A 26,726-nucleotide genomic window follows, 5' to 3' on the forward strand; every position below is an offset into this window, starting at 1 on the left:
TGCCGGGCGTTCGTTTCTTCTTCCGGCCCCACCGGCCATTTCCACTCCGATGCCTCCGCCGAATCGCCGGAACGTTCCTTCCTATGGCAGGATGGTTCGCGGCGTTCTGCCCGCGGAACGACTTGGATTCGTAGGGCTGTCCGATTGTCCCCTATCTTGTTCGCGATGGCCGGAATGGACCGACGACCAGAATCGCTATGCCGACCACGATGCCCACGATCATTGCTTGAATGGGAGGCTTCGCCCTGGTCTGATTGTCGAGGAGGATGAATCCGCCTACCAACATTGCGATCGGAGCTACGATAACCACGACCAGAGATAGGAGAACCAGTTCCACGTGCCGTCGCATGCGTCTGTCGCGAGGGGAATCGTCTTTGTAGAAGTAGGCGCTGATTTGTAGGCGTTTCTTCCGGCGGTGTAGACTGCCGCGGATGTAGAGTCCGAAAGACAGGACGGCAAGCGTCGTCATGAGGGCGAGTGGACTGCTTGTCAGAGCACGATGCCACGTTCCAGACATGAGCCAGCGAAGTAGGGACATCGCCCAGGGCTTCGTCCCGGATTGAGTACAGGAGATGAGGTACTCCATCCCATACAGCCATCCGAGCAGAAGCACGCCGCTGAGGAGCAAAAACCGCTTCGGCCACTTATTGATCTGCGGCCATTGCCGCCTGCCCTTGTCCTCCACGTACTGCACCACCAGCAATCGCCCCGGATCGAAGTGCTTGCCACACTCCGGGCATCGGTCGTCGGGCAGGCCGCGTAGCAGGTAGTTGCACCACGGGCAGTAGACGGGGAACTCGTCCTCTGGAAACAGACCGGGATCCACCCGGGCATCTTGGGGGAGATACATGGAACGGATCGCTCGGTTGAGGTCCACCCGCCAACCTGTTGGGCTCGTTCTTGGCATCGCTAGTGAGTCTATTATCGGTCTCTGGCTACTTCAAAGTTCAGTCTTGAAAAAGCCGAGTCACCTGCGGCTCATTTGACACATGGCCGATCACAACCTAGGGTGTCGCGGCGGGCAAGGCGTAAAGCCCCGCTGACAAGAAAGGAAGCCGCCAGGAATGGCCAGTATCTTCAATTACGATTGGTTCCACGGTGCCGCATTTGCCCAGCAGAAGCGGCAGGCCCGCGAGCGGGTCATGCTCAAGAAGTTTCCCCAGGTTGGTCCCGAGGCGGCCGGCAGCCATGCCGAGTATCAGAAGTTCCTCTCTGAGCTCGAAGCCCGGACGCTCATCTACCTCCGCGACGGTTTCAGTTATGAGCTGAAGGAGATAGTCGACGTCGGGGTGCACAACAATCTGCTGACCTTCGAGTGCGAGCCGGTCGACGAGCAATACAAGGTCGGGTCGTTCATCGTGACCATGCCGTTTGACGAGATCGTCCGGGTCGAAGTCTACGCCGTGCATCCTTCGGAGAAGCCCGAAAACGTGCCGCTGATCACCGGCTTCCGCACGAGCCCGGCCGACGCCATGCAGCCGCAGCGCGATGAGCCGAGGGACTGAGGGCGACGCCGCGGCGTCGCGAATGGAGAATGGAGAGTGGAGAATGGAGAAGGCCGGGGTCTCGTACCGGCGATGAGGTCGAGCCTTTCCCAGTTCTCCATTCTCAGTTCACCATTGCGCAGCGTCACAGCGCTGGTCTCTATTGTTCATATCCGAAAACTGCCAACTCCCCGAGCTGGAAGAAATGCAGCCCTTCGACGGCTCGCAGCCTCGTGGCCTGGACCTTGACGTACCGGGCGAAGGCTCCGTTGAGAGGGAACACTTGCGGCGTGGCGTCCTCGGGCGCAGGGTAGCCCTTCTTCTCAATCACGGTCTGCCAGGTCTTGCCGTCTTCGCTAACCTGGATAGTGAAGTCCTCTGGGAAACCTTGTCCGGTGTAGGGGACGTCGTCCCGCGGGTGCAGAACCACCCGGTCGATAGCTGCCCGACGCCGCAGCTTGACGGCTGCGTATTCGGGTTCCTCGCTGTGATCGGCGAACGCGGCTCCCCGCTGCGAACTCCAGCCGCTCCTGCACTCTCCGTCGACCAACCTGCTTTGCGTCCAGTTCCCGGCTTCGATTGAAGATGACACGGTCGTCGGCCGCCCGCACGCCAGGCTGTACTCGGCATCCGCCAGATTGCCCTCCATATGTACGGTCACCGGTCCGAGCAGCCCGGACGGCATCAGCGGGTGCTCCGCCGGGTGTGACACGTTGGTTTTGCAGAACCGTTTTTCCGCCGGCAATCGGGCGTCTCCCACCATCCGATTGACCCACGTATTGACCACATCGATCTCCAAGGCGTTTCCTTTCGCCTTCACCACGTCGGTGATCTCCACTCGCCAAGGAGCCGTCCACACCACGCCGAGGTCCTTGCCATTGAGCCGCACGCGAGCCAGATAGTTGACCGTGCCCAGATCGAGGAACCGCCGGGTCTTGCCCTGGTCAGCCGCCTGCGGCAGGTCAAATGTCTTCCGGTATGTGGCCGTTCCGCTGTAATACTTGATGCCCTCTTCCGGCCGCTGCGTCCAGTCCTCGAGCTTCTCGAAAACCGTCTTCTCCGGTCCGCCCCACGCCGGATCGAACCCGACCGTCCACGACCCGGCAAGCTCTCTCTCGCGCTCCGTTGAAACGAAGCTGTGTTCCACGACGTCGTGGGAAGCTCGCGGTAGCGGCTTCCGGAAGACGACGAAGAAGCTCTGGTACGGCTCGAATCGCAGGCTCAGCCGCGTGCGGTCATCGTCGGTCTGGATCTGTTGGGGCAGGTCCCCCAGGCGACCCGCGACCGGATCCCACAATTCAGGTTGACGCCCATGCACGCGAAAGCGGCACTCCACTTTCTGCGGCGCGTTGATTTGGCTGGACACGAAATAGATGTCCGCGTCGCCAATCACCCGATGGATGAACTCAAAGCTCTCATTGTCACCGGCGATCTCGAAATCCTGAAGGGCGCCGATATTCGCCAGCACGTCGGCCAGAGTCTCGCCCCATACCAGTCGTCCCTTGCCGATCTGGTGGCGGCCGCGATCGCCCGGCGCCGTTCCCCACATTTCATCGGCCAGGGTTTTCAGCTCCTGGTCACACTTCGGCCAATCGCTCAATCCGGGGGCGTGCGCGGGCCTGTCTCCCAATACCGTAGCCCCTGACTCGATCAGCTCCCGGATTTTGCGAAGCACGCCCGGCGACAGGGTGCGTTGTGTGGGCAGCACCAGCAACCGGTAGCTGACGCCGTCCGGCAGAGCCAACCGTCCATCCGCGACCTTCATTCGGTTCAACAGCACGTCGGCATTGACGCAGTCGTAGTTATACCCGTCCGGCAAAGCGGGCTTGAGGTACTTCTTGCCCGGCACGTACTTGGCCGCCCCTTCCCCGTAGAAGTACGCAACGTCCGCGTGAAATCGTCCGCTCTGGAGCAGGTGCTGGCAACGGGTCAGGTAGTTCAGCCAGGGGGCGGCCATCTCCCACCAGGTCACGTGCCGGTCGATGTGGGTTCCCGCGCCGTACTGGTACCCCGGTCGGTCTTCGTTGGGCTGATGGGTGTACTGATGAAATACCATCCGGTTGAGCCCGTCGCAGAATGCCCGGTCGCCCAGGGGTTTGAGGGTGGCCGGATACTCCGGGAAATGCTGCCAGGATGTGAACGACTCGGCTTGCACGATTCGGCGGCCATACACGTGGGCCGGCGAGGCGACCGAGCGGATCACGTTACAGAACGGCTCGAACTGCGACATGATGTCGGTTCCCCACCAGAACTCCCCCATGGTCACGTCGCACTGGGCGGCTACCCGAAGGCCTTCGAACTGAGGGTGCGGGTACGTTCCATAGCCGGTCTCGCACTGAATGCCAACCCCCCGGGCATGGGCCAACTCCGCGAATCGACCGAAGAACCGTTCGGCCATCAAGTCGGCGATGGTCATACGCACGTCCCAGAGGAATCGATTGGTCTTCTCACGTCCGTCGACGATTCGCCGAGCCAGGGCCGGCAGAAACGGGGTGAGGTCGTATCCCCGCCGGGTGCGGAATTCCTCGCGGAATGAAGCCGACCAGGTCGGCTGTTGCCCGCGGACGTCCGCGCCCAGCTCGTAGCTGTCGATGTGTAGTCTCTTCAGCGTCTTGCCTGCTTGATCGCCCGCGGCTTCCAGCAGGGGGGTCGCGCAGTGCTTGAAATGGGTCTCGATGCCCTTGGCGTCGAGCATGTCGGCTTCGTAGCCGATGACGGTCGATGAACAGCGGGTACGCTGGCCTTCAAGCGTGTATCCGAAGCGCAGGATCGACCAGCGGCCCTTGGGGACCTCCCACTGCAGGTGGCCGTCCTGGCCCAGGCTGGAAGTCAGATCGACGACCTCACTGCTGAGACAATCGCGGGTGCCGTCGTCGGTGTATTCCTCCTCGATTACGGCCGGCCCTTCCCTGGGCCAGTCCCAGAAGCTCCGGTTGCCCGACTTGAACCACCACCACTTGATTCCCCGTCCCAGGCTCGGCTCGTCGCCTTGACGCAACAGCCACATCTCCGCAACGCGAAGGTCCCTGGTGTGCGACGATTTCACCAGCAAGCGAAAGACCTTCGACTCTGTCTCGGTGAGCTCGAACTGCTGAGAGAACCCTGCTCTCTGCTCAAACGACAGGACCGTCGTGTAAGCTTTTCCGTCTTCTGAAATCTGCAACTCGCATTCGCGAGGTCCGTCACTCCTGTCGCCGGCGACGAAAACGGCCGAGGCCAGGAGCGGTTCCGAGTAAGTGTATTCAATCCAGGCTGGCCTGCCGGGCGCAGGAGCCGCCGCCGCCTGCCACCACGTGTTCCGGTCGCCGTCGGCCGCATCCTCCGGGGGCCAATTCCACTCGTCGCAGTAGCCGGCGGCCGAAGAGCTGGCCCGGATCGACGCCGGCTGCACCGGCCGGGTCGTCCGCTCCCGGATGGCGACGACCGCCACTTCGCGGTAGAAGCCATCCACAGTAGCCGGGTGGGGCAGGGACAGCGGCGCCCCTCGCGGCCCGTCTACCTGGTACTCTGACCACACCAGCTTCTTGTTGGCCGCCTCGGGCGGTATCCACGGTCCGCCGGCATCCCAGCCGTCGCAGAGGTTGACGCTGACCTCCATGCTTAGTCGCGAAGCTTCCTGCAGCGTGAATCTGTACAGCTCCAGCCATTCCGGGCCGAGAAACCTGGGGCCGCGCGGTGTTGCCCCTTCGCCCGCGTTGAAGATGAGAACACCTTGGATGCCCTGGCGTTTCATTGCTTCGAGATCGCGGGTGATTCCCTCTCGACTGACGTTGCTGTTGAGCCACCACCAGAAGACCCAGGGCCGGGCGGCGGCCGGGGGGGAGCGGAAGGCCTGTTCGAGGTCGGTTTCGGCAGCGGAGGCGGCCATGACCGCGAGGCCCGATGTCAGCGAACAGATCGCCAGGAACCTCTGGAGAGTCATCATCGTTTCACCTTGGGTTGGAGTCTGCCGTCGGGCGCCCGGACGCACGCTTCGTATCGCCACCGTACGAAAGTGCTCCATCGGGCGTCAAGCGTCCTATCGCGCCCTGGCGGGATCCGCATTCCATGCGGTGACATGCGGTACACCGATGGCCGGAGTGTGGCCGTCGACGTTGGCCATCAGCTCGGCGCCGATGATCCGGGTCTCGCCGGGATTCAGCCAAAGGTGTCCGTCGGAAACGCGAAGCGAATCGGAGGCTTCGGGGGCGATTGCCTGGACGCCGACGGCCGGAGTCTGGCCGGTGTTGGTCATGGTCACTCGGCCGCGCTGGTGTTCCGCCCTGAGTGTTGTTCGGGGCAGCTGAAACAGGCACCCGGGCCTGCAACGGAAGTTGAACCAGTACCAAGTTCGGTCGAGCAGTTTGCCCTCGCGTCGCAGATCCAGGACCAGCAGGAGCGGTGCGGCATCCCTATCCGGAATCGGCAGGGCGAGTTCACCGAGATCCTGGACCCGCTCGGGTTTGCCCCTGGGCAGCAGCTGATGCGCGGCCACTTCCTTGAGCAGCCCGTTGAACAATCGCACGGTGATCTCCGAGTTTGCCGCTAATTGCTCGGTGTCGTCCAGGAGCATCGCCCGGATCTTCAACGGCTTGCCCGGCTCGGCGTCCAGGCTCTCGAACAGCGCGCAGACGTGCAGCGGGGCGAAGGCATTTCGCACGAAATCGTGGGCGATCTTGGGTACGCCGTAGTAGTCAACGGTGGCCCACGAGCAGCCGGGGTACACGTCGGTCAGTTTGTAGAAGATCATGGCCGTCGCCTGCGGCCAGTTGCAGCGCATCCGTTCGAGGACCAGGCGAAGTCCCAGGGCCTGGGCGAGTTGAGCGCCGCGGGTGAAGCCGGCCAGATCGGCGCAGGGGTCGAGTTCTTTGGCGTGCCGGTTGAGAAAGTCCATGTTCTCGCGGGTAAAGGTCGGGGTGTGATGAATGAAGGTGCCGTTGTCCGGCGGCGGCCAGACCTGGCGTTCCGGTTCGGGCAGGAACCGCAGCGTGCTCTCGACGGCACAGGGCGAGGCCAGACCGGTCTCGCCGATGGCGATGGGGCCGTTCTTGTAGGGTACGAGGGTAAGATAGTGCTCGAACGGCTGGCGGCCCCAGTAGACGCCGTAGTCGTGAAGGCTCCCCCCGTAGGGATCGGTGCGGTGGTACGGGCGCGTGCCATCCAGTTCGAGGCAACGCCGACCGAGCAGTTCGATGAGCGGGCCCTGGCCCTGGTGCTCATTGCCTCCGCACCACATGGCCAGCGATGGGTGATTACGGATCCGCACGATGTTGCGGTGCGCGATCTCGTCGCTGACTGACAAGCGGAGATTGTCGAAGACCTGCCAGGTGAGCGGGAACTCCTGCATGACCATGATGCCCATTTCATCGCAGAGGTTGTAGAAGGTATCGGTCTCGAGCAGTCCGCCGCCCCAGCTTCGCATGATCTGGATATGCTCGTCCTTGGCCAAGGTCAGGAACCGGCGGTATCGATCCGGGGTGAGTCGTAGAAATGCATCGAGCGTGCACCAGTTGCAGCCCTTCATGAAGGTCGGACGGCCGTTGATGACGAACGTCCAGTTGTATTGGTGGGGGGCGGGCCCGCCGGGCGTGGGGGCCATGCGGATGGTACGGACGCCGAATCGGGTCCCCGTACCGTCGATCACTCGCTCGCCATCGCGAATGACCAGGTCGAGCCGATACAGGTTTGGCTCGCCGAGGTCTACCGGCCACCACAGGCGCGGCTCGGGCAGGGTCAATCGCCAGTGACGCACGGCGTGCGGGGCGCGCGATTCGATTGGCACCTTGAACCGGTACGCCTTGCCCTGGAAGTTGGCCGGACGAATGAGACCCTCCATCGAGACCCTGAAACCACTTTCGGGGCCATCGAGTTCGGTAGCCAGATTGATGAGGCCCTTCTGGGCATCAGCAGCGGCCACGAACAGATCGTGGATCTTGATCTCCGGCTCGAGTTCCAGCCGCACCGATTGCCAGATGCCGATCGGTGGGCAGGCCACGTAGTGCCAGCCGTAGACGCAGTTGGTCTTGAAGACCTGTTTCCAGTCCGGCGGCAGAGGATCGAGTCGGACGACCAGGACGTTGTGCTCGCGGAGCAGGCTGGTGACGTCGTACTCCGGCCCGCCGAACGGCCCCTCGTGCTCGCCAAGCCGGTGCCCGTTGAGCCAGAACGTGGCACTGTAGTCCACGCCGTCGAAGATCAGCCGCACCTGGCCGGTGCCCGGCCGATCGAAGCCCTTGCGGAACCACCATTCCTTGGCTGCAACCTCCTGTCGGGCGATCTGGTCGTTGAAGCCGACGGCGGGGTCGGGGATCTTGCCTGCGGTGAAGAGCCCGGTCTGGACGCTGCAAGGGATGTTTATGCCGATGGCCGCATGCCAGCCTCGGCCCTGCTCTACCTGCACCATCGAACGCGGGTCGGCCGCACCCGTGGGCACGCCCATCATCTCCCAGGTGCCGTCCAGCGAGATCGTCTTTCGGACGAAGGGCTGGGCGGGGGCGGGCGGATCGTCGAGCGACAGCGTGATCTCGATCGGCCTCGATTCAAAGGGAGAACGACCGGGGGCGAAGCTCCGCCGATCGAGGTCGTCCAACGACTTGCCGGCGAGCCCTTCGGCGGCCATCAGGCCGCGCATGTCCGTCGCCTTGAGTCTGCCGCCTTTGGCCGCCCGAAGGGTTGAAACGGCGGCCGACATCAGGTAGTCGCGCACGCCTTGGGCCATGGTGCCTTCCGGGCCGCCGAGCCAGTTGAGCAGCCACCCCTTGCCGAACGGAATCGCACTCAGGCAGGGCAAATAGTCGGCACTCCAGACCAGCACCGCTTGTTCCTTGCAGTCGATCGACCGGACCGGCCTGGCGTCCAGACCGGCCGGATCGGGCAGGCTGATCGCTTGCCCTTGACGGGTCAAGGCGAGCGGACCGCGCCCGGCGGCCGCCGAACCGCGAAGGTCAAAGAAGTCGTTCCAGTGGCCGGATTCGAGTCTGCCCGTCTCGAGGTCCTTGCTTGACCAGTGCGGGATGCCGATGGGCATGACATACACCCCGCCGCCGCGAACGTACTCGACCAGGGCCTTGGCCACCGGCCCGCCCCACGCTCCGCGTTCGGGGTAGGTGTGATCGGTACTGATCAGGATTGCATCGAACCGGGAGAAGCCTTCGAGAGTCAGATCCTCGCTTCTCAAGAGCGTGGGCCTGGCACCCCGGTCCTCCAGGAGAGGGAGCACCTGGCTACCGCGCCACAAGTCCTTGTGCTGACTGACCCACTGCGAGTAGTCGACGAGATCGTCAGCGATCACCCCAATGGTGGGATGGACGTCGTTGCCGGCCGCCAGGCACAGGGCGAGCATGAGGGTAAGCATGTCGATCAACTCCACACGAAAGCAGCAGTGACTAGGCGAAGAAGTGTTCGCCGACAGGATTGTAGGGGCAGTCATTGCCCTGCGAAAGTGGCCGAACCGCTTGATGGCCCAGCCCGCATTCAGTCTGCGCAGTGGGGATCGGCGGCGATTCCCGGTCCGCTGAGACACCGCTGGAAGAGTCCGAAGTCGGACTGATCGACATCTCGATCGCCGTCGAGGTCGGCTTCCTGGCAGGCCGGATCGGTCTGGGCGATGGTCGGTCCGAGGCGGCAGTCGATCAGCGGGGCCAGGTCGTCGCGGTCCACGCTGCAATCGTGGTTGAAGTCGGTCGAAGTGTGCCCGGGCACGTCGAGACTCACGCCGTCGAACCACAGGGTGAAACCGCCGCCCCAGGTATCCGCGTGGATCTCCAGGTACTGGATTCGGCTCAGATCGGGTGTGCCGACCACGGTTCGCCGCCAGCCGTCGCCTTCCGTGTCCGTGGGGTCGAGGGGGATCTCCCAATACTGCCAGCGGTTGTAGGCCTCATTGAGAAGATCGGTGCAGCCGTACCAGCGATAGTAGCGGTATTCGAAGTAGTTGTTGTCCGCGTCCTTGAGCCGGATCCACGGGCTGCACTCCTGGAAAGAGAAGTTCGGGTTCTCGGCGTAGACGTGCATCCGCAACGTATGAGCGCAGGAGAGATCCCACATCGCGGTGACTGATCGCGGGTAGCGGAGATAGGTGTCGTACCCGCCGTCGGTCACGAACTTGACCGAGCCGGCTCCGACCACGCGGCGGACGGTGTCGTCCTCCACGTAAGTGTTGACACTGTCCGACCCCTGAGCCCATGCCGCCCAGTCGGTGGCGTTCAGCTCGGTCATGTCCGCCGGGGCGACGGTCTGTCGTTTGCCGCCGAGGCCGAGTCTCCGCTCGAAGACGGCCGTCTGGGACTGGCCCTCCCAATAGGCGATGTTGACCTCCGGGGTGTCGAGCCAGGCGTAGTCCACACCGCCTTCGTACTCTACGCGGAAGTGGAGGAGGGCGTTTTCGGCCACGACTGACAAGTAACCGAAGGGGTTGTCGTGCAGTGTGTCACCGTTGTAGGCCGGCGGGACGAGATTGGGATCGATGGGCACGTTGGGCAGTATCCATTCGCCGTTGGCATCGGTGACGCCCTGGGCTTTGATCTGCTTGGTGATGTATTGGCCGACATCGGTGCGGTTGACCTTCTGGTACATCTTGACTGTCGCGCCGGGCAACGGCCGGCCGTCGAAACCGAGGACTCGGAGCCGGATTTCGCCCGGCATGTCGTACATGTACTGCCCGTAGTAGCCGTGGGCCTTGTCCAGCCAGTGGGTCATGGCCATGGCGCTGTGCTTGCTGAGGAAGGGCGAGCAGCCGTGCATCAGGCCGGCGACCGCACTGTAGCCTTGGCCGGATACCTGGTTCCGCTCCGGGGGAAGATCGATCTGGTACAGATCGACCAGGCCGAGCTGGTGGCCCATCTCATGCAGCAGGCCGTAGTCAATGTCGACGGCGGGGTGGTAGTAACCCGATCCGCGCGGATGACTGTCGGTGACGTAGTATCGGAACGGGAAGATGGCAAAGAAGATTCGGCGGTCGTCCGGGTCGAGATCGGAGTCATTGAGCATCTCGAGCACGTCGTAATGAACGCGCTTCGGGCAGCCCGCTTCGGCGAACATCTCGTTGAACCGCTCCATGTGCCGGTTGAGCCAATCGAAGAGATCATCGGTGGCCGCCTGAGGGTAGTCGGCCGTGTCTTCGCGGAACTGCTCGACGAAATCGACGTCAGCGTAGGTCAGGAACGCGACCGACTTGCTGCCGATGGTGAGGCTGTCGTTGGCCGGCCGGGCGTCGGACACGTGGATGGCGAACCGGATGTCGTGCGCCTGGCCGTCCCATGGGCGAGTGATTGCGAAGGTGGTCAGATCGGCGTGTCTGAGGGTGATGTTCCTGGAGGGTGCATCGACCGAAACGCCGTCAACGAGCCACTGACCCGTCAGTGTGCCGCTCCATTGATTGGTGCCGCGGTTGCGAATGGTAGCGGTATAGGTGACCGGATCGCCGATCTCGGGCCAGCGCTGCGTGTCCGCGGTCTGGCCATCCTTGAGTCGATCGGCGGCCCCTGACCAGTACGGGCCGAAACCGCTGGGCTCGGTCACGGGCCAGTTGGTGTAGCCCGGCCAGTATCTCGGGTACTGCGGTGTCCGGGTGATGGTTACGACTTGCAGGTCGGTTTCGTCGCGAGGCGTGCGCGGACCCGTGGCCTTGACGTCGTTGAACTCGCCGCCGGCGGTGGTCACCGAGGTCACCGCGTAGTAGTAGCCCGTGCCATTGAGCGCGGTCATGTCGGTGTGGCTGCTGGTGGTGCGGCCGTCTACCGTGGTGATCGGCGTCCGGCCCTCGATCGATGTGAACGGGGCGGTATCGCGATAGATAGCGTAGTGGTCGAAGTAACCGTTGGGATCGTCGACCGGTTTCCAGGACAGCGCCACCGCGTGGTTCAGAGCGACAACCTGCTGGCCGGCGGGTGGGGGCAGCTTTGGTGCGGGCGGGTTGCCGGTGACGTCGAGGGCCGCGTAGAGGTTCTCGATCTGCTGATTGGGGATTTCACCGTCGCCGTTGCTGGCCGTCCAGATCGTCCGCATCGGCAGGTAGAGTTTGCCGTCTGGCGATGCGGTGGCGCTGGCTCGGGCGTTGCCGTCATCGGCCACGGTCAGCGTGTCCAGGAGTGTTCCCTGCGTGCCCTCGTCGAGGATGGCGTAGTAGGATCTGCCGTAGTTGTTGCCGACGATGACCACGCCGTTCTGGGTCACAATGGGGCAGGACGAGTGGTCTTCCCAGCCCGTGGCCTGTGTGGGATAGGACCACTTCAATGAGCCGGTTGCTGTGTGGATCGCGTAGAGCCGGCCGTCGCCCTGGTTGCTGTTGGTCTGGAAGTAGAAAGTATGGCCGTCGTGGCTGAGGCAGCCGGCGGAGGCCGCTCGCTGAGGGTTGTTCTCCGAGTCGATGTACTGGTAGACCTGACTGACCGGCAGCCCCCACAAGGGGCTACCGTTCTTGTCCAGGCCGGCGACCGAGACGCTGCTGTCGCCGCAGGCGACGTAGATGTTGCCGTTGGCCGGGTCGATAGTCACGGGGGCATCGACCGTTCGGCCCGTGGAGGTGGCCCACAGGTCTGCGCCGCTGGTGCCGTCGTAGGCCTTGATCTGCCCGTATCGAGCGCCGATGACCACCCACAGCTGGTTACCGTCGTCGTAGAGCGACGGGTCGCTCAAGCCGCAGTCGGCCCAGCTGGCTGCCGACCAGACGGTGCTGATGGCCGAGCCGTCGTCATGCCCGGCGTAGGGGCGATCGACCCAGGAGTGCAAGAAGATCCGGCCGTCGGGGGCGATAGTGGGGGAGAGCATGCTGAGCTGTCCCGGATGGGGATCGTGGCCGTTGTGCCAGTAGCCGGCCGCCGGTCCTGCGATGGGAGAGAAGGCCATGAGCGGGTGGCCTTGAGGGAAGTCGCCACCATCGGTGGCGTCGTTGACCACGTAGATGGTCCCGCCGTCGTTGGAGAAGGCGGGCGTGATGACCCCGATAGTCTCGCCGCCGGAGGGATTGGCCGCCCAGAAGAACTGGCCGGTGTGCCGGTCCATGCCCTGCACGCCTTTGGGCCAATGGTAGCCGGCGACGACGATGTCCGCCCCCTTCGGGCCCGCTCCATCGAAGAAGGACATAGAGGTGGAGCTGAGCGGTCCATGGGCGCGGGTCTGCCAGAGGATGGCATCGAAGAAAGTGCTGTTCAGCCGTTCGGTGGGCACGGTGTAGTCCGCCCGGCCGGTGTGCTGCATGTCGCGCTGCTTCATCTGCCAGGTTGAGCTCAAGGCCGTCGATGGCCAGAGGACGGTGAGGCTGAGAACGGCGGCGACGGATCCGGAATGTCCTCTTTCGAGCATGCGCTTCTCTCCCACCATACTGCCAGGGGCAGAGTCATCCTTCGTGAAGCCTTGGCGTTGTTTGAGCCTGTCTCCGCAGACCCTGTCAAGCAGGTATCCCACTTGAACCATCACCGGCGAGGCGACGGCGCAACTCCTTCCGAGACAGTTCCAGTATATCCGAGTTGGCCGGTGGTTTCTATCCCACGGCCAGGCCCCCGGTGGCCGTCTCTCGGTACTTGTCCTGCAGGTCCATGCCGGTCTGCTTCATGACCCGCAGGGCCCGGTCGAGACTGACGACATGGGTGCCGTCGGAGGCCAGAGCCATGGCCGCGGCGTTGAGGGCCTTGATCGCTCCCATAGCGTTACGTTCGATGCAGGGAATCTGGACCAGGCCGCGGACCGGGTCACAGGTCAGGCCGAGGTGGTGTTCGATGGCGATCTCCGCGGCGTCCTCCATCTGGCGAACGTGCCCGCCGAGCATGCCCGTCGCAGCGGCGGCGGCCATGGCCGCGCTCACCCCGATCTCGCCCTGGCAGCCGACCTCCGCCCCGCTGATTGACGCTCCGCATTTGACGATCGCGGCCATCACGCCGGCGATGAGCAGACCATTTTGGATCTCGGTGATGCCCAGATCGCGCTCGTAACAGACCTCGCGGAGTACCGCGGGCAGCACGCCGGCTGATCCGTTGGTCGGCGCGGTGACCACCCGCCCCCCGCATGCGTTCTGCTCCGCGACGGCCATGGCAAAAGCGCTGGTTCGGAGATCGGCGTGCCTTTCGAGGGGCAACCGGTCGGAACGGCTTTGCCGGTACAGCCGCGGTGCTCGCCGCTCGACGTCGAGCCCGCCGGGCAGCACGCCCTCGGTGGTGAGTCCCTCATCCATCGACACGTTCATGATTTCCCAGATTCTCGTGAGACGAGCGCGGATCTGCTCTTCGTTAAGGCCCCGGGCGGATTCGTTGGCCAGGGCCACTCTGACCGGATTGATCCCGTGGATCGCGCACACCCCAACCAACTCGGTCGCGCTGTCGAAAGGGTAGGGCACGGTCTCTGCCGTTGGAAGGCTCGGCGTCTCCACGTCGTCATACTCGACAAAGCCGCCGCCGACCGATCGGGCGGTCACGACCAGCCGGGGGATTCCGTTCTGATCGGCCGTGAAGCACAGCGTGTTGGGGTGGGCCAGCCGTCTTTCGCTCGGCGGAGACTTGCTCCAGAGGATGTCCCGGCCGGGATCGAAGCCAACCCGGAGACCCTCGATGTCGAATCCGCCCTGCTCGTGGATCCCGGCTGCGGCCCGCCAGATCTGCTCCGTCGGCGACTCCGCCGAGTCAAGCCCCAGCAGGCCCGCGCAGATCGCGTCGTTCGTGCGGTGTCCCCTGCCCGTGGCCGCCAGACTGCCGAACAACTCGACCCGCAGATGGCACTCGCCCGATGGGATCGCGGCGGCCAGCGATCGGCGGAATCGCCGGGCCGCGACCATCGGTCCCACGGTGTGAGAACTGGACGGACCGATGCCGATCTTGAAGATGTCGAACACGCTGATCAACGAGGCCTGCATGAGTGCTCCTGCCTGCGAATCCCGGCGGCGATAGCGTCAACCGCTCCCCGCGAAGAACGCCCTCGTGTGTTCACGACCACCACAAACTCCACATTGTGCGATCTCTTCGACATCCGCGGCGTGCTGACCCGGTACCGTTTGTACGTCTCGGCGAAGACCTGCAGCGTGCCTCGCTCCGCCAGGGCGGTCAGCATCTCCTCCAGCGGCATGTTACCATCCGTGCTGTAGCTGACCAGCAGCCAAAGTGCGTCCAGGTCTGCCACCAATTGCCGAAAAGCGGGCAAGGCCTCGTTGGCCGAGTTGTAGGCCGAGCGGCGCTGATCGCGCCAGTCCCTGCGAATCGCGGACTTGTTGCGTATCCGTCCACCGTCCAGGATCCCCGGTTTGAGCCGCGGCTTGTCCCACAGGGCGACTGTGGTCAGCACGTGGTAGTTGCTGCCGTAGGGATGTTGATTGTACGGCGGGTCGATATAGGCGATGTCCGGCCGCCGTCCAATGACCTCGGCGAGCCGGCCGGCCAGTGTCTGGGCGTTTTCGCGGAGGGCGAGGTTCTCCTGCCCGTTGTCGAATAGCACCGGAGGTTCAATTGCCAGTGTGCCGCGGATTCGATACAGGGCGGTAGCCGTCTTGCCGCCCCAGCCGTGGTGAAAGCCCTTGAAGACGCCGCTGGTATTGCTCGCGTAGCTGACCGCGTAGATGAGCGCCGCCAGGACGTAGGCTCGCTCATCCGGCGTGATGAGCCCCTCCGCTTCCCAGGTCGCGACCTGTTCGCGAATGGCGTCGATCCGCTCGCCGTTGGCCCGGGTGAAGAACATGCGTTCCCGGAGCGGATCGGGCTTGTCGTCGTCCCGGGGGCAGAGGTGGGTGGCAACGTAGTCGTGCAGCGGCGGCAGAGCGTTGAGGTCCGCAAATACCCGTTCTGGCCCGCCAAGGCGGCGGAAACGGGGGGGGCGGTTGAGCGCCACCGTCCCGCGGGCGATCTCGTAGGCATAGGGTTCCCAGTCGTTGGCCACGACGCGGAAACCCGCTTTCTTGGCGAACCGCGAGACCACCGTACTTCCGGCGAACAGGTCGACGAAGGTCCCGCCGCGGCAGCCGGCGGCCTCGATCCCCCGCTGGATCAGGTGCAGGAGTTTTCGCTTATTGCCGATGTAAGGGATGAGCTGAGCGAACACGTACTCGCGAGTTCGCACCGCGGAATGGCGGCGCGGATGATGGATGCGCGAAGAAGATCTCAGGTCACTGCCAGCCGCGCCGGACCGCATCGAGGCGACCTCCCACGAGTTACTCCGCTCAACATGATGACAGGAACCTCGGATGCAAGCAACGTCAACTTGTCCAAGCCGTCGTCCGGGCTATACTAGGCAGCCTATGCGGAAGAACTACATCCTCGATGCCAATATCCTCATTCACGATCCCAAGGCGATCTTCTCCTTCGCGGACAACACGGTCATCATCCCCATCTCGGTGATCAGCGAAATCGACCGGTTCAAGAAGGAAATGACCGACCGTGGCTACAACGCCCGGGCGGTGGGGCGGCTGCTGGACTCGCTCCGTTCGAACCGGAGCCTGGCCGAAGGGGTCGCTCTTGAGAACGGCGGCTTCCTCAAGGTCTACTGCGAGCCGAGCCGCATCTTCGCCGACGACAAGGTCCACGGCGATACCGAGGTTCTCCGCGTGGCCCAGCAGGTCCGCCAGGACGAGCCCGATGTGCCGGTCATCATTGTCACCAAGGACATCAACCTGCGCATCCGGGCAGATGCCGCGGGACTGCGGGCCGAGGACTACGAGTCGGATCAGGTTCAGCTCTCCGACCTGTACAGCGGGTACCGCGAGTTCAATATCACCCCCGAGCAAATGACCGAGTTCACCGACTCCCGCGTGCTCGTCCTGCCTGGCATGGAGGCTCTCGCCCCTAACGAGTACGCCCTGCTCCGCTCGGAGAACGGCAGCCGGCGCAGCGCTCTTGCCCGGGTCGATATCGAGGCCAAGCGCCTCGTCGCCTTGCACGAGACCAAGGACGGCGTCTGGGGCGTCAAGGCCCGCAACAAGGAGCAGTACTTCGCCCTCGATGCGCTGCTCGATGACCATATTCAGCTCGTTACCCTGATGGGCAAGGCCGGAACGGGCAAGACCCTGCTGGCCCTCGCGGCGGCCATGCACACCGTCATTCACCAGAAGCGCTACCGGGCCATCCTCGTCGCCCGGCCCATCTTCCCCATGGGTCGCGATATCGGCTTCCTCCCCGGTGACGTCGGCCAGAAGCTCGATCCATGGATGAAGCCGGTGATCGACAACATCGAGCTGCTCCTCGACGCCGGCGGGCCGGCCAAGGGCTACACCGAATCCATCGGCCTGGTGAACTCCGGCATGGTCGAGATTCAGCCGCTGACCTACATCCGCGGGCGGAGCATCTCCAACCGCTACGTGGTCATCGACGAGGCCCAGAACCTCACCCCGCTGGAGGTCAAGACCGTCATCACACGCATCGGCCAGGACTCCAAGATTGTCCTCACCGGTGATCCCTACCAGATCGACAATCCCTACGTGGATGGCAACAGCAACGGCTTCACCTACGTGGTCAACCGCTTCAAGGGCCAGCCCATCGCCGCCCACGTCGAGTTGCACAAGGGAGAGCGCAGCGCCTTGGCCGAACTGGCCGCCAATCTGCTGTAGCGGTCGTTCGAGTTCGCGGCACGCCCGGCGCAGGTACCTCGCTCGGGATCACGATCGGCGAGCCCTGTCGTCGCCGTGCCCCCGACAGTGGCGGAACAAGGATCCTGCATCCCGACGGTCACTTGCCCGGTGTGGCCGTGCTGGTGAATTGCCGGTACAGGGCCATGGCCGTTTCCGGCGAGATTCCTCTTCCCGCAACCAGCCGGGCGACAGCCTTCGCCTCCTCTCCCGCCTTCAGGTCCTGCCCAAAGAGCGACAGGTAGGTTGAGTAATGGCCGGCGACGCCGTCGGGAGGGTCCATGTTGTACGAGGTCTCGATGGCAAAGCAGTCCTGGGGGCGGGCCATGAACAGGAGGGTCTGTCCGCTCTTGGGGTCCTGTCGCATGGCCAGTGGGGCGGCCAGGTAGCGGGTGATCGACCACTGCACCGGATTCTGGCCCTGTTCCCATCGGCCGTCGCAGACCAGCTGGGCGGCATGCAGATTGCGGGGGAACGACAGATACGTGCCCACGGTCAGAGGAGTCGCATCGCCGGGCACAAAAGCGGCTTTACCAGAGCCGTGCCGGGCAGTTCCGAGGTACACCAGGCTGCGCATGCCCGCCTTGACGTAGGACGACAGGAACACCTCGAACTTGGGCAGATCCTGCCGCGGGGTGACGGCGATCTCCATGTCCAGTGTGTCCGGTGCCTTCCATTGAAGCGCCGCCGCCAGGTCGAACGGCCTGTCGTCCGCCGCAGCCCAGTCGATTCGAACGGAGCCGTTTGCCATAAGTCTGCACTTCTTGGGAAGGGTCCAGCCTGCGTCACCCCATCGTTTGTTGGAGGCCAGCAGGCGATAGACGTTGAAGAGGCCGTAGTCCTTGATGCCCTTGGCCAGTTCCTCCCCGGTCTTCACATCGACCAGGGACAGGATGCCCTGATGCGTGTCATCGACCTGGAGCAGTCCCCTGTAGGCCCCGGTGTCAAAAACAAACTGCCCCGCTTCCGTTGACCTGAAGGCGAGGTTCTGGCCCTGGGCGCCGACTGTCGCGGCGAGGAGCCCCGCAATCATGGCGGGCTGATGGGCACGCATGGTTGTTCTCCTGTCCTGGGGAGATTCCTCACTTCGTCGGGGTGGCCGGCACCTCGACACGAGCGTGTTCCAGCTGTTCCGGCTTCCCCCAGCCGGGGGGGACATGCAGCATCGCCTGGTTCAGCATGGGATGGATCACTAGAGCCGCTCCGGGCGCCTGACCACCTGGCGACCCCTTGGAGGATTCCTGAGCCACGGGACGCCAGCGCACCATCTGCCCCCGGATGAGTACGGATGAGGCGTCAGTATCCAGGATCGCGGTCCGCGCCTGGGTGTCAACCTCTCTGACGGCTCCAATCGCCTGCCAGCGGGGAACAGGTTGCCCTATCCGCTCGGCGAAATCCCAGATCGCGAGTTTGCCCTCCCCGTCACCGAGGGGCTTTACGTCCGCCCCGCAATGCTCGACCTTGACGGTCTTGACGGTCAATTCGGCAATCTCCAGGAGCCGGCTCGGAGCCTTCGGATCCGGGCGCCGGACGATGAACTTGTCACCAACCGCGACGCCGTCGCTCTCGCCGGCCGCCACCAGGCAGTACTGATCGGGCGCAACCCGGAACACGGCGGCCAGGAGCGGCTTGAGCGGGGGCGCAGGGCTGGGGCGGACGATGGCCGTGTCTCCGACCTCCGGGGCTTGCCGGCTGGCGGATTCGATCATCTGCACCACGCTGAGTGGTTCGCTGATTGCCGTGACGACGGCCACCCCGACATACTCGCCTCCGCGGTACAGGTCGACGAGCCGGCCGACAACCAACCCATCCTCGGCTGTGCCCGCCAGCGTGACCAGTGCACCTTCCCGATGGGCCTGGACCGCCAGAACGGCAGTGTTGAGCTGGCCGTTGCGTCGAAGAGCGGGTGCGGGCCAGAGCTCGAGGCCATCGCCGGGTTGAGGCAGGGCGTTGCCGACCAGAGGCTGCAGCGTGGTCAGAGCGATATCGTCCTCCAGCAGGGCGATGCGTCCGCGGGCGATCGGGATTCCCTCGCGGCGGACGAGCAAGGGGTCTTCTTCACGCAAGCCGCTTGTCCGACCGAGGTTGAGCCATCCCGTCCGCCGGCCGGGCGGAAGGCGAGTCAATTGCCCCCGGAGCGTTGCGGGCTCGGGCAGCTGATCACGGAGGGCCGCCAACCCGCCCCTACGGACGATCAGGGCCGTTCGGGCCTCGGGAGCTTCGACCGGATCGCTCGCCAGCCGACCCACGCAGGCCGTGTCTGTGATCAGGAAGATCGAGCCCCGGCCGTAGACGCGTGAGTCGCTCACGATCCAGAAGGGATCTCCCACGCTGACCCCCGCTTCGCGCCCCAGCCCGATCGCGGCCGTTCGCCGCTGCGGATCCTGAGCGGTGATACCCGCCTTCAGCACGACGCCATGACCTGCCGACGTGGATGTGGGTGGGACCGCCGGTGCGACCGGGGCCAGGATCGTCATCGTCAGGATGAGCAGGACGGTGTCCACGTCTTAGCCGCGTCCTCGCAAGGCCTGTGATACTCGTCGGCAGACCGTCTCAGGGCCCAACTCCTTCAGGCACTTGTGCCCGTGGGGGCAGTCCTTCAGACGCTTGAGGTAACATGGCGAGCACTCCAAGTCCAGTCGGGCGACGCTCTCCGGCCGGCGATAGGGTCCCGTTCGGACGGCGTTGGTGGGGCCGTAGACGGCCACCAGCGGTCTACCCAGGGCCACGGCCAGATGCATCGGGCCGGTATCGTTCATGATCGCCACCGCCGCCCTGTCAACCAGGGCGACCATCTGCTGCAGCGAGGTTCGCCCAGCCAGGTTGGCCACCGGCTCGCCGGCGAGTTCCTGGACCCGGTCGGCAATGCCCAGTTCATCGGGTGCCCCGGCCAAAACGACCGGCAGGCTGTGGTTCAAGCGAACGTACCGGGCGACCGCGGCGAAATACTCGACCGGCCAGACCTTTGTTTCCCACCGCGTGCCCGGGGCGATGAGGGCGTAGCCCTGGCCGCTCCGAATGCCATGTGGGTCAAGCATGGCTGCGACCGCCGCACGGGCCTCTTCCTGGACCGGCAGAGTGAAGCGGACCGGCTCCTCCGCAAGGCCCAGCCGCCGGGCGAAGAGAAGATTGCGCTCCACGGCGTGCAAGTCGCGGGGCGGGACGTACACGCGGTGGGTGTGGAAGATCCAGCCGAACTCGCGCGTGGAGGTGAAGCCCATCCGCAAGCCGGCGCCGCTGATCCAGGCGAAGAAGCCGCTGCGGAACAGACCCTGCAGATCGAGTACCAGATCGAACCGCCGGGCACGCAGATCCAGGGCGAAACGGGCGAACTCCCGGGTTGCCTTCCAGCTTCGACCCACCTTGCCGTACCGCCGACGGTCGAACGGGATGAGCTCGTCCAGCTCCGGATGGCCCTCGATGAGACCCATGCAGGAGGTTGATACCAGCCAGCTGATCCTCGCCTCGGGAAACCGCCTCCTCAGTCCGCTGAGCACGGGCAGCGCATGGATCACATCGCCGAGCGAGCTCGGTTTGATGATCAGGATGCGTCGAAAGTGGTGGTGATCCAGGTTCCTCAAGGCGGTCATTGTACCGCTCAAGAATGGGGGCATCCAGGCTTGCACGACCGGCCCACCGACCCTGTGGATCACGCTCTGCGGCACCGGACGATCAAGGTGTAGGCGATGACCCGCGAGTCGGCCAGACCCGGCTGGCGGGCGAGGGCTTCATCGCTGGCGCAAGGCTCGGCCAGTCGCTCAATGGCGAAGCCAGCGTCCAGCAGCAGATTCAACCAGGCGCTCAGCGTGCGGGTGAAACGCGGGATGCGAAACTCGGGCAGCTCGGCCTTGAGCTCCTCGGGTGTGTTCGAGAAGATCCATTGCTCCATCTCACCGTGTAGTTCCTGGAAGTAGTCGCCGCATTCCATGGCGATCCTGTTCCCCTCCTCATCGAGGATCCACTTCCATCGGGGCGTGGCAAAGCACGGATGACTGATCGAGAACTGCAGAAAGCCGCCCGGTTTCAGGACCCGGTGCACCTCGGGCATTACCCGTTCGTGTTCGGGCATGTCCATGAAACTCATGGTTGCCATTGCGAAGTCGAAACTCTCCGCCGCGAAGGGCAGTTCGACCGCGCTGGCCCGAAGGTAGGAGATGTAGAGGGGCAGGTCCCGCTCGTAAGCGTGAGCCTGCTGAACGAAGATCCGCGAGATGTCGAACGCCGTCATCCGCGCGCCCTTGCCGGCCACGAGGCGCGTGTTGTAGCCTTCGCCGCAACCGATGTCCAGCCCGTGCAGACCGGCCACCTCCGGAAGCACCTCCAGGAAAGCCGGCGTATTGACGTAGTCCCGCAGCAGGTCGCAACCCATCCGCGTGAGCCGCGTCCAGGCGGCGGCGTTTTCGTCCCAGATGCGCCCAACGTCACCGTGATTCACGTGCGCTCTCCTTGCCATCTTTAGCTTCCTGGAGGTTGGATCCAGGTCTTCCTTCTTCCCACGGTTTCCTGTCTTCCGGCCTTCATGGCTGGCCAATAACATATAACCTATTGTAACATAATTGGTTATGTTAATACAGGTCATGGCTGGCCGGTCCAAGCATGCTCGGGGCCAATCCGGGTCATTGTCCCGTTGTTGTGACGTTGCACGAATGAACAGAGCTTGGGCAGATGCCTTGTGTGACCGACGTGGTCCTCAATCCCGATACTTACTGCGGCTTCGGGCACCGATCGGCTGTGTGCTGGTTTCACCCACGCACATCTATCCCGGCCCGGTTGGCGTGGACATCATGTGCTCGATGAGTTTGCCACAGTTGGATCAGAAGGCGATTGCGGGGTCTTTTTGATGAAGAAGACATCTTGACCAACTGCCGGCGGTACCCTAAGGACGAGGCCCCGGCAGTGTACAAGGATTTCGACGAGGTGCTGCGCTCCGTGACCGCCGCAGGCTTGGCGATGGACGTGGCACGGCTGAAGGCCAGGTTCGTGGTCAAGGACGCGGACAAGGTGGATGATTGATGCTTACCGTTGATGGTTCGGCTGGTGAAGGCGGCGGCCAGATTCTGCGGTCGTCGCTGGCGTTGTCGATGCTGACCGGCACGCCGTTCAGGATCGAGAGGATCCGGGCGGGCCGGTCGAAGCCCGGCTTGATGCGCCAGCACTTGACGGCCGTTCAGGCGGCTGGGCAGATTTCGGGGGCAGAACTTAGCGGCGCGGCCATCGGGTCGAGCCAGGTCACGTTTCGGCCCGGCCGGGTCGAGCCGGGTGAATACACGTTTTCGGTGGGAACGGCTGGGAGTGCCACCCTCGTGCTGCAGACCGTTTTGCCGGCGTTGCTGACGGCATCGGGTCCGTCGACGCTGACCTTCGAGGGCGGGACGCACAACCCGTTCGCGCCGCCGTTCGATTTCCTGGCCAAGGCGTTCCTGCCGATCGTCAACCGGATGGGGCCGAAGGTGACTGCTACCCTGGAGCGGTTCGGGTTCTATCCGGCTGGTGGGGGGCGGTTCACGGTTGCCGTGGAACCGGCCGCCAGACTGAAGGGGATCGAGCTGCTCGAACGGGGTGTGATTCGAAGCCATCGGGCCAGAGCCCTGATCGCCCACTTGCCGCAGACGATCGCCGAGCGGGAGATCGACCTGTTGCGGCGGCGGACCGGCTGGGCGGCCTCGGACTACGCCATCGAGGGCGCGGGTAAGGCTCAGGGACCCGGGAACGTCGTCCTGATCGAGGTGGAGTGCGAGCATGTGAGCGAAGTTTTCACCGGCTTCGGGGAGGTGCGGCGCAGGGCGGAGGCGGTCGCAACGCAAGCTCTGCAGGCGTACCAGCGCTACCTGAAGGCGGAGGCGCCGGTCGGCCCATACTTGGCCGATCAGGTGATGCTGCCCTTGGCCATTGCCGGCCGGGGGGCGTTCATGACCATGCCCCTGACGCTGCATTCGACCACCCACGTCGCGTTGATCAGGCAGTTCCTCGGGATCGAGATGCAGGTGGAAAACGTGGACGGCGATCGATGGCAGGTCGGCGTGGGCTGATCCGGTAGTAGGCAGGTTCGATTCCGGTAGTATAATCTCAGTCCAAGCGACGGAGTGGGTGCGGGGTCCGGATGCGAACGCCGGGCGGTCGCTCTTCTCTTGCCTGCGAAGGAGTCTCTGCGTTGAACCGACGCGAATTCATGGCCCTAGGTGGTGCGGCGATCCTCAGCGCAACGATGAGATCGAAGAGACTCCCGGGTCAGGAGGTAGAGGCCGGCGGAGGATCCGGGATCGCGTGGCGCCGGCATGAGAGCTCGAAGTTGTTCGACGGGGTCGCGGTGGACGGGCAACCCCTGGTGAATCCTGAGGAGAAGGTCGGCCTTTTCGATGCTTTCTGCCGGTCGATCGAGGACGGCAAGCCCGGCCCGGAGGTGAAATTCGGGTGCGGAGCGTCGAGGGGCGCTTGCGGCCCGGTGCAGGTTGTGCTGGCTCATCAGCTACACCGGGCGACCGGCGGTTGCCGGGAGGACCTGCTCGAGGCGACGCTGACGCTGCGGAACGGCTCGGATCAGCCTTGCGAGGTGTTCGCGGGATTCGTGACCGGCGCACGTCCCTGTCGAAACCCGGCCGATCAGAAGGTGTACGTGCCGCTGTCGGCGGCAAGTCTGGGCGATCCCGACGACGGGACGCACCATCGGCTGAAAGACTGTCAGCAGCCAATTGGCTCCGAGGGCTTCGCCTGTCACTATCTGGAAGTGCAAGCCAGCGATCCGATGCGGACCCGTACGCGGGCGACGCTGTTAGCGCCGGTGGTCGACATCCTCGCGGAGAAGGGTGCTTGCCATGTCGCGTTGTTCGGCACATCCACCGAGCCGCTCATGTGGCAGGCCTTGCAGGGGGTTTCGTCACGGGCCTGGCGATTGGGTCGGCGGGTGCGGCTGGCGGCCGGGCAATCCCAGACGGTCAGGGCCTTCCTGCTGGTCCACTCCGGCGACGCCGGGGAGGCCTGGCGGGTGTTCCATGAGTTCGCCCACAGGGATGAGTTCCCGGCCATCGCCTGGCCACGCGACGTTCGTGTTCACTACTACGATTTCCTGTCCGGGGTCAAGGCGGAAGGACCGCGCGGGGACGGCTACGATCTCGACCTCCCGCATTTCGGCGAGTTTCACGTCGGCATGGCCACACAGCACGGCTACTACTTGTCCTACGGCGACTTCATCCATCCCGACCGGAAGGAATGGAAGGCCATGCCCGGTGACGCGGCCGGGCCGGTGACCATGAGTCTCGAGAAGATCAGGGCCCGGGTTGATGCGACCCGAAAGGCGGGTGTTCGGCCGGCCATCTACATGCACTACGCGATTCTGGACGAGGGCTCGCCTCTGTTCGAGAGAATGAGGGACTCGATCCTGGTCGATGCGGCGGGCAAGCCCACGCCGTTCGGTTGGGTGGGCCCGGATACGATCAAGAAGTCGTGGCGGATGTCACACAGCTCAAAGCAGTGGCGCGATCACCTGGTGCAGCAGGCGGCCTGGATCATGGAACTGCTGAATCCCGATGCGATCGTGCTTGACGAGACGTTCGCCGCCTGGGGCTGGGAGCATCACAAGGATCGCAGCGGCCCGCTGTCACCCGGCGGTATCGAACTGATGCGGCAACTCCGGAAGACGGTGCGGTCGTTCGGACCGGAGAAGGCTCTCTTCGCCAGCGACTGCTCGATGTCCAACTTCTGCCTGTGGGGCGACGGCGAGGGCGGCGATCACTGCTATGATCGACTGCTCGGGCACGAGCTCTACCGCAAACCGCCGATCCGGTATATGGCCGCACTAGGCCAGAAAGCCTGGCTGCCCTGTGCCTGGCTATACAAGTCGCTGTGGCCGGCCCAGATGGATCTGGCCCGCAAGGTCGGCGCCGCGGTGAGTGTGACCAACGGCTGGGGAGATGGATTTGGATTGACGCGATTGCCCAACGACGTGAAAGAGCAGATGCTGCGAGATATTGGCGCGCTCGCGAAAGGACGGGGTGGGTGAGATGAATCGAGCCGTGCTGGCGAGCATCTGGGGTTGCTGTCTGACGGCCGTCGGCTGCGCTCCTGCAATGGCGGATGATCTTCCCGAGAGTCCGCAGCAGGCAGGCGGATCGAAGCCGATGCCATTCGCCGCTGTTCGGTTGTCCGGTGAATTAGGCACTCGGTACGTGGCAGCCACGTGCAATCTGTTGACCCGGACAGACCGGTACCCTCTGTCGAGTTTCGCGGCCAGTGCGGCCGGCAAGCCGGGGGCGTTGTGGTGGGACTGGCCGGGGGACCAGGTCGGTCGGTGGCTCTCGGTACTGAATGTGGCCGAGGGCTACGGCTGGTCGCAGGCGGCGTGGCATCGCAAGGCGGTTGCGGACGCGATTCTGCCGCTGCAGACCAGGGAGGGCCATTTCGGGCCGCCGGGCTCCGCCGGTTCGGATGATGCGCGGATTCCCTCGGGTAACGCGTTCGCCCTTCGTGGTCTGATGGATGCGTTCGCGGACACGCAGGATCCACGTTACCTGGAGGCGGCTCGGAGGCTGGCACGCTACTTCGAAGCGATCGCGCCAAAATGGGAGGCCCGCTCCGGTGGCAAGCTCCACGAGTTCTACGGCCACTGTCTGGATGGCCTCGTGGCTCTGGCGGAACAGGGGGGCGACAAGTGGGCCATCGAGTTCGCCGAACGCCTGGCCCAGCGCGCCGGCCGGACCAAGCACACCCATCATTCGCTCTCCCTGTGTCGCGGGCTGATCGATCTGGCTCGGGTCACCGGGAAGAAGGAGTACCTGGCCAAGGTCGAGGACTATCTCGCCTGGTGCCGGGAGTCCCGCACGGTTGATGGCGGTCTGCCCGAAGAGATGCCGGGCTCACCCCAGGACGAGGGATGTGCGTTGGCAGATTGGATCGTCGTCAACTTGATGATGTACACCCTCACCGGCGAGGAGCGCTATCTCGATGACGCCGAGCACACTCTGGTGAACCACTTCTTCACCAACCAGTTTCACACCGGGGGGTTCGGACATCGCACCTTTGCTCAGGACATCGTCGGTGGGAAGAACTGGCAAGGTTGGGATGGGCGGTTCGGCAGCGAGAATCCCGGCTGCTGCTCGCTGTGGGGGCAGTGGGCTTTGGGGCAGGTGGGGCGGTTCATTGCCACCGTCGCAGACGGAACGCTGAACGTCAACCTCTATCCCGCGGCCGAAATCAGAATCGCCGAATGGGGCATGTGTCTGGAAATCAGCAGCGACTTTCCGCGTATGGAACGGGTGCGGATTCGGGTGACGTGTGAAAAGCCTCGATCGTGCGTTCTGTCTCTGCGGGTGCCCCTTTGGGCGCGATCAGCGAAGGTGACATGCGACGGGTTGCCGATGGGAAGTACCGGCCCGGGTCGGCGGGTGGTGATATCGCGTGACTGGCGGGCGTCGGCCGTCGTGGACGTCGCACTCGGAACGGAAGTGTACGGTATTCCGTGGCCCGCCGAGGATCCGAAGGCAATGGCCGTTTTTGAAGGCCCGTTGTGCCTGGGGCTCTCGAGCGCGGAGGCCAATGTGGACGTGCCATGGACCGTTCGTGTGGACGGCGCCGGCCGACCGGTCTTGGATGCCGCCGGGCGGGTGTGGGTGGTCGACCCTTCGGATCGCGTGAGAGTGCTGGACGTTGTCTCGGCCGGGTGGCTGACGCCCGACGTGAAGGAGCCCGCGCGGAAGCGCATCTTGTTCCAGACCAGGAAAGCTGAGTGAGGGCGG

16 protein-coding genes are annotated in these 26,726 nt (G+C 64.3%); 6 read left to right on the forward strand and 10 right to left on the reverse strand.

The genetic code is table 11. From position 1 onward, the window contains the following. Positions 1 to 151: 151 nt before the first annotated feature. Complete coding sequence (locus KA354_01280; GenBank protein ID MBP7933253.1) at positions 152 to 850, reverse strand: hypothetical protein; 699 nt, start codon at positions 848 to 850, stop codon at positions 152 to 154. Between the two features lie 214 nt (positions 851 to 1,064). On the opposite strand from KA354_01280, the gene KA354_01285 reads away from it, so the two are divergent. Then, a complete protein-coding gene (locus KA354_01285; GenBank protein MBP7933254.1) occupies positions 1,065 to 1,505 on the forward strand; it encodes a hypothetical protein in 441 nt (146 codons plus the stop codon). Between the two features lie 139 nt (positions 1,506 to 1,644). Here the strand turns inward: KA354_01285 and KA354_01290 are convergent, their stop codons facing one another. From KA354_01290 to KA354_01310, 5 genes are all read right to left on the reverse strand, one after another. After that, positions 1,645 to 5,409 carry a discoidin domain-containing protein gene (locus KA354_01290; protein MBP7933255.1) on the reverse strand — a complete coding sequence of 1,255 codons (3,765 nt, stop codon included), beginning with the start codon at positions 5,407 to 5,409 and terminating at the stop codon, positions 1,645 to 1,647. Between the two features lie 93 nt (positions 5,410 to 5,502). Further along, a complete protein-coding gene (locus KA354_01295; protein ID MBP7933256.1) occupies positions 5,503 to 8,817 on the reverse strand; it encodes a hypothetical protein in 3,315 nt (1,104 codons plus the stop codon). Between the two features lie 119 nt (positions 8,818 to 8,936). After that, positions 8,937 to 12,764 (reverse strand): PQQ-binding-like beta-propeller repeat protein, encoded by a 3,828-nt coding sequence (locus KA354_01300; GenBank protein ID MBP7933257.1) that lies wholly within the window; start codon positions 12,762 to 12,764, stop codon positions 8,937 to 8,939. Between the two features lie 178 nt (positions 12,765 to 12,942). After that, positions 12,943 to 14,304 (reverse strand): L-serine ammonia-lyase, encoded by a 1,362-nt coding sequence (locus KA354_01305; protein ID MBP7933258.1) that lies wholly within the window; start codon positions 14,302 to 14,304, stop codon positions 12,943 to 12,945. After that, a complete protein-coding gene (locus KA354_01310; GenBank protein ID MBP7933259.1) occupies positions 14,289 to 15,569 on the reverse strand; it encodes a DNA adenine methylase in 1,281 nt (426 codons plus the stop codon). Before KA354_01310 ends, KA354_01305 begins: the two co-directional genes overlap by 16 nt. A gap of 106 nt (positions 15,570 to 15,675) precedes the next feature. Here KA354_01310 and KA354_01315 point away from each other — a divergent pair, with 106 nt between their 5' ends. Next, entirely contained in the window at positions 15,676 to 16,980 is a 1,305-nt protein-coding gene (locus KA354_01315) for a PhoH family protein (GenBank protein MBP7933260.1), read from the forward strand. Between the two features lie 118 nt (positions 16,981 to 17,098). Here the strand turns inward: KA354_01315 and KA354_01320 are convergent, their stop codons facing one another. Genes KA354_01320 through KA354_01335 form a run of 4 tightly spaced genes read right to left on the reverse strand, consistent with a single transcriptional unit; the run spans position 17,099 to position 21,451 of the window. Next, positions 17,099 to 18,052 carry a hypothetical protein gene (locus KA354_01320; protein MBP7933261.1) on the reverse strand — a complete coding sequence of 318 codons (954 nt, stop codon included), beginning with the start codon at positions 18,050 to 18,052 and terminating at the stop codon, positions 17,099 to 17,101. Between the two features lie 28 nt (positions 18,053 to 18,080). After that, on the reverse strand, positions 18,081 to 19,502 hold the full coding sequence (locus KA354_01325) for a hypothetical protein (protein MBP7933262.1): 1,422 nt from the start codon (positions 19,500 to 19,502) through the stop codon (positions 18,081 to 18,083). 3 nt (positions 19,503 to 19,505) lie between these two features. Beyond that, positions 19,506 to 20,588, reverse strand: coding sequence for a lipopolysaccharide heptosyltransferase I (waaC, locus tag KA354_01330; GenBank protein MBP7933263.1), 1,083 nt, complete (start codon positions 20,586 to 20,588; stop codon positions 19,506 to 19,508). Positions 20,589 to 20,647: 59 nt separating this feature from the next. Beyond that, a complete protein-coding gene (locus KA354_01335; GenBank protein ID MBP7933264.1) occupies positions 20,648 to 21,451 on the reverse strand; it encodes a class I SAM-dependent methyltransferase in 804 nt (267 codons plus the stop codon). A gap of 398 nt (positions 21,452 to 21,849) precedes the next feature. On the opposite strand from KA354_01335, the gene KA354_01340 reads away from it, so the two are divergent. The 4 genes from KA354_01340 to KA354_01355 all read left to right on the forward strand — a co-directional run bounded on the left by KA354_01340 (position 21,850) and on the right by KA354_01355 (position 26,720). Beyond that, positions 21,850 to 22,011 carry an RtcB family protein gene (locus KA354_01340; GenBank protein MBP7933265.1) on the forward strand — a complete coding sequence of 54 codons (162 nt, stop codon included), beginning with the start codon at positions 21,850 to 21,852 and terminating at the stop codon, positions 22,009 to 22,011. Next, positions 22,011 to 23,027: an RNA 3'-terminal phosphate cyclase gene (gene rtcA, locus KA354_01345; GenBank protein ID MBP7933266.1), complete on the forward strand. Its 1,017-nt coding sequence runs from the start codon at positions 22,011 to 22,013 to the stop codon at positions 23,025 to 23,027. The genes KA354_01340 and rtcA overlap by 1 nt, the downstream gene beginning before the upstream one ends. Positions 23,028 to 23,149: 122 nt before the next feature. Next, a complete protein-coding gene (locus KA354_01350; GenBank protein ID MBP7933267.1) occupies positions 23,150 to 24,994 on the forward strand; it encodes a hypothetical protein in 1,845 nt (614 codons plus the stop codon). Between the two features lies 1 nt (position 24,995). Next, positions 24,996 to 26,720, forward strand: coding sequence for a glycoside hydrolase family 127 protein (locus tag KA354_01355; GenBank protein MBP7933268.1), 1,725 nt, complete (start codon positions 24,996 to 24,998; stop codon positions 26,718 to 26,720). The last annotated feature ends 6 nt before the right edge of the window (positions 26,721 to 26,726 follow it).

This window comes from Phycisphaerae bacterium (genome assembly GCA_018003015.1).
GTDB lineage: Bacteria > Planctomycetota > Phycisphaerae > UBA1845 > PWPN01 > JAGNEZ01.

Excerpts from the sequence above, each read along its gene's own strand:
- KA354_01280 (MBP7933253.1), bottom strand. The coding sequence starts at position 850 with ATGTATCTCCCCCAAGATGCCCGGGTGGATCCCGGTCTGTTTCCAGAG.
- KA354_01285 (MBP7933254.1), top strand. The coding sequence starts at position 1,065 with ATGGCCAGTATCTTCAATTACGATTGGTTCCACGGTGCCGCATTTGCC.
- KA354_01290 (MBP7933255.1), bottom strand. The coding sequence starts at position 5,409 with ATGATGACTCTCCAGAGGTTCCTGGCGATCTGTTCGCTGACATCGGGC.
- KA354_01295 (MBP7933256.1), bottom strand. The coding sequence starts at position 8,817 with ATGCTTACCCTCATGCTCGCCCTGTGCCTGGCGGCCGGCAACGACGTC.
- KA354_01300 (MBP7933257.1), bottom strand. The coding sequence starts at position 12,764 with ATGCTCGAAAGAGGACATTCCGGATCCGTCGCCGCCGTTCTCAGCCTC.
- KA354_01305 (MBP7933258.1), bottom strand. The coding sequence starts at position 14,304 with ATGCAGGCCTCGTTGATCAGCGTGTTCGACATCTTCAAGATCGGCATC.
- KA354_01310 (MBP7933259.1), bottom strand. The coding sequence starts at position 15,569 with ATGCGGTCCGGCGCGGCTGGCAGTGACCTGAGATCTTCTTCGCGCATC.
- KA354_01315 (MBP7933260.1), top strand. The coding sequence starts at position 15,676 with ATGCGGAAGAACTACATCCTCGATGCCAATATCCTCATTCACGATCCC.
- KA354_01320 (MBP7933261.1), bottom strand. The coding sequence starts at position 18,052 with ATGCGTGCCCATCAGCCCGCCATGATTGCGGGGCTCCTCGCCGCGACA.
- waaC (MBP7933263.1), bottom strand. The coding sequence starts at position 20,588 with ATGACCGCCTTGAGGAACCTGGATCACCACCACTTTCGACGCATCCTG.
- KA354_01335 (MBP7933264.1), bottom strand. The coding sequence starts at position 21,451 with ATGGCAAGGAGAGCGCACGTGAATCACGGTGACGTTGGGCGCATCTGG.
- rtcA (MBP7933266.1), top strand. The coding sequence starts at position 22,011 with ATGCTTACCGTTGATGGTTCGGCTGGTGAAGGCGGCGGCCAGATTCTG.
- KA354_01355 (MBP7933268.1), top strand. The coding sequence starts at position 24,996 with ATGAATCGAGCCGTGCTGGCGAGCATCTGGGGTTGCTGTCTGACGGCC.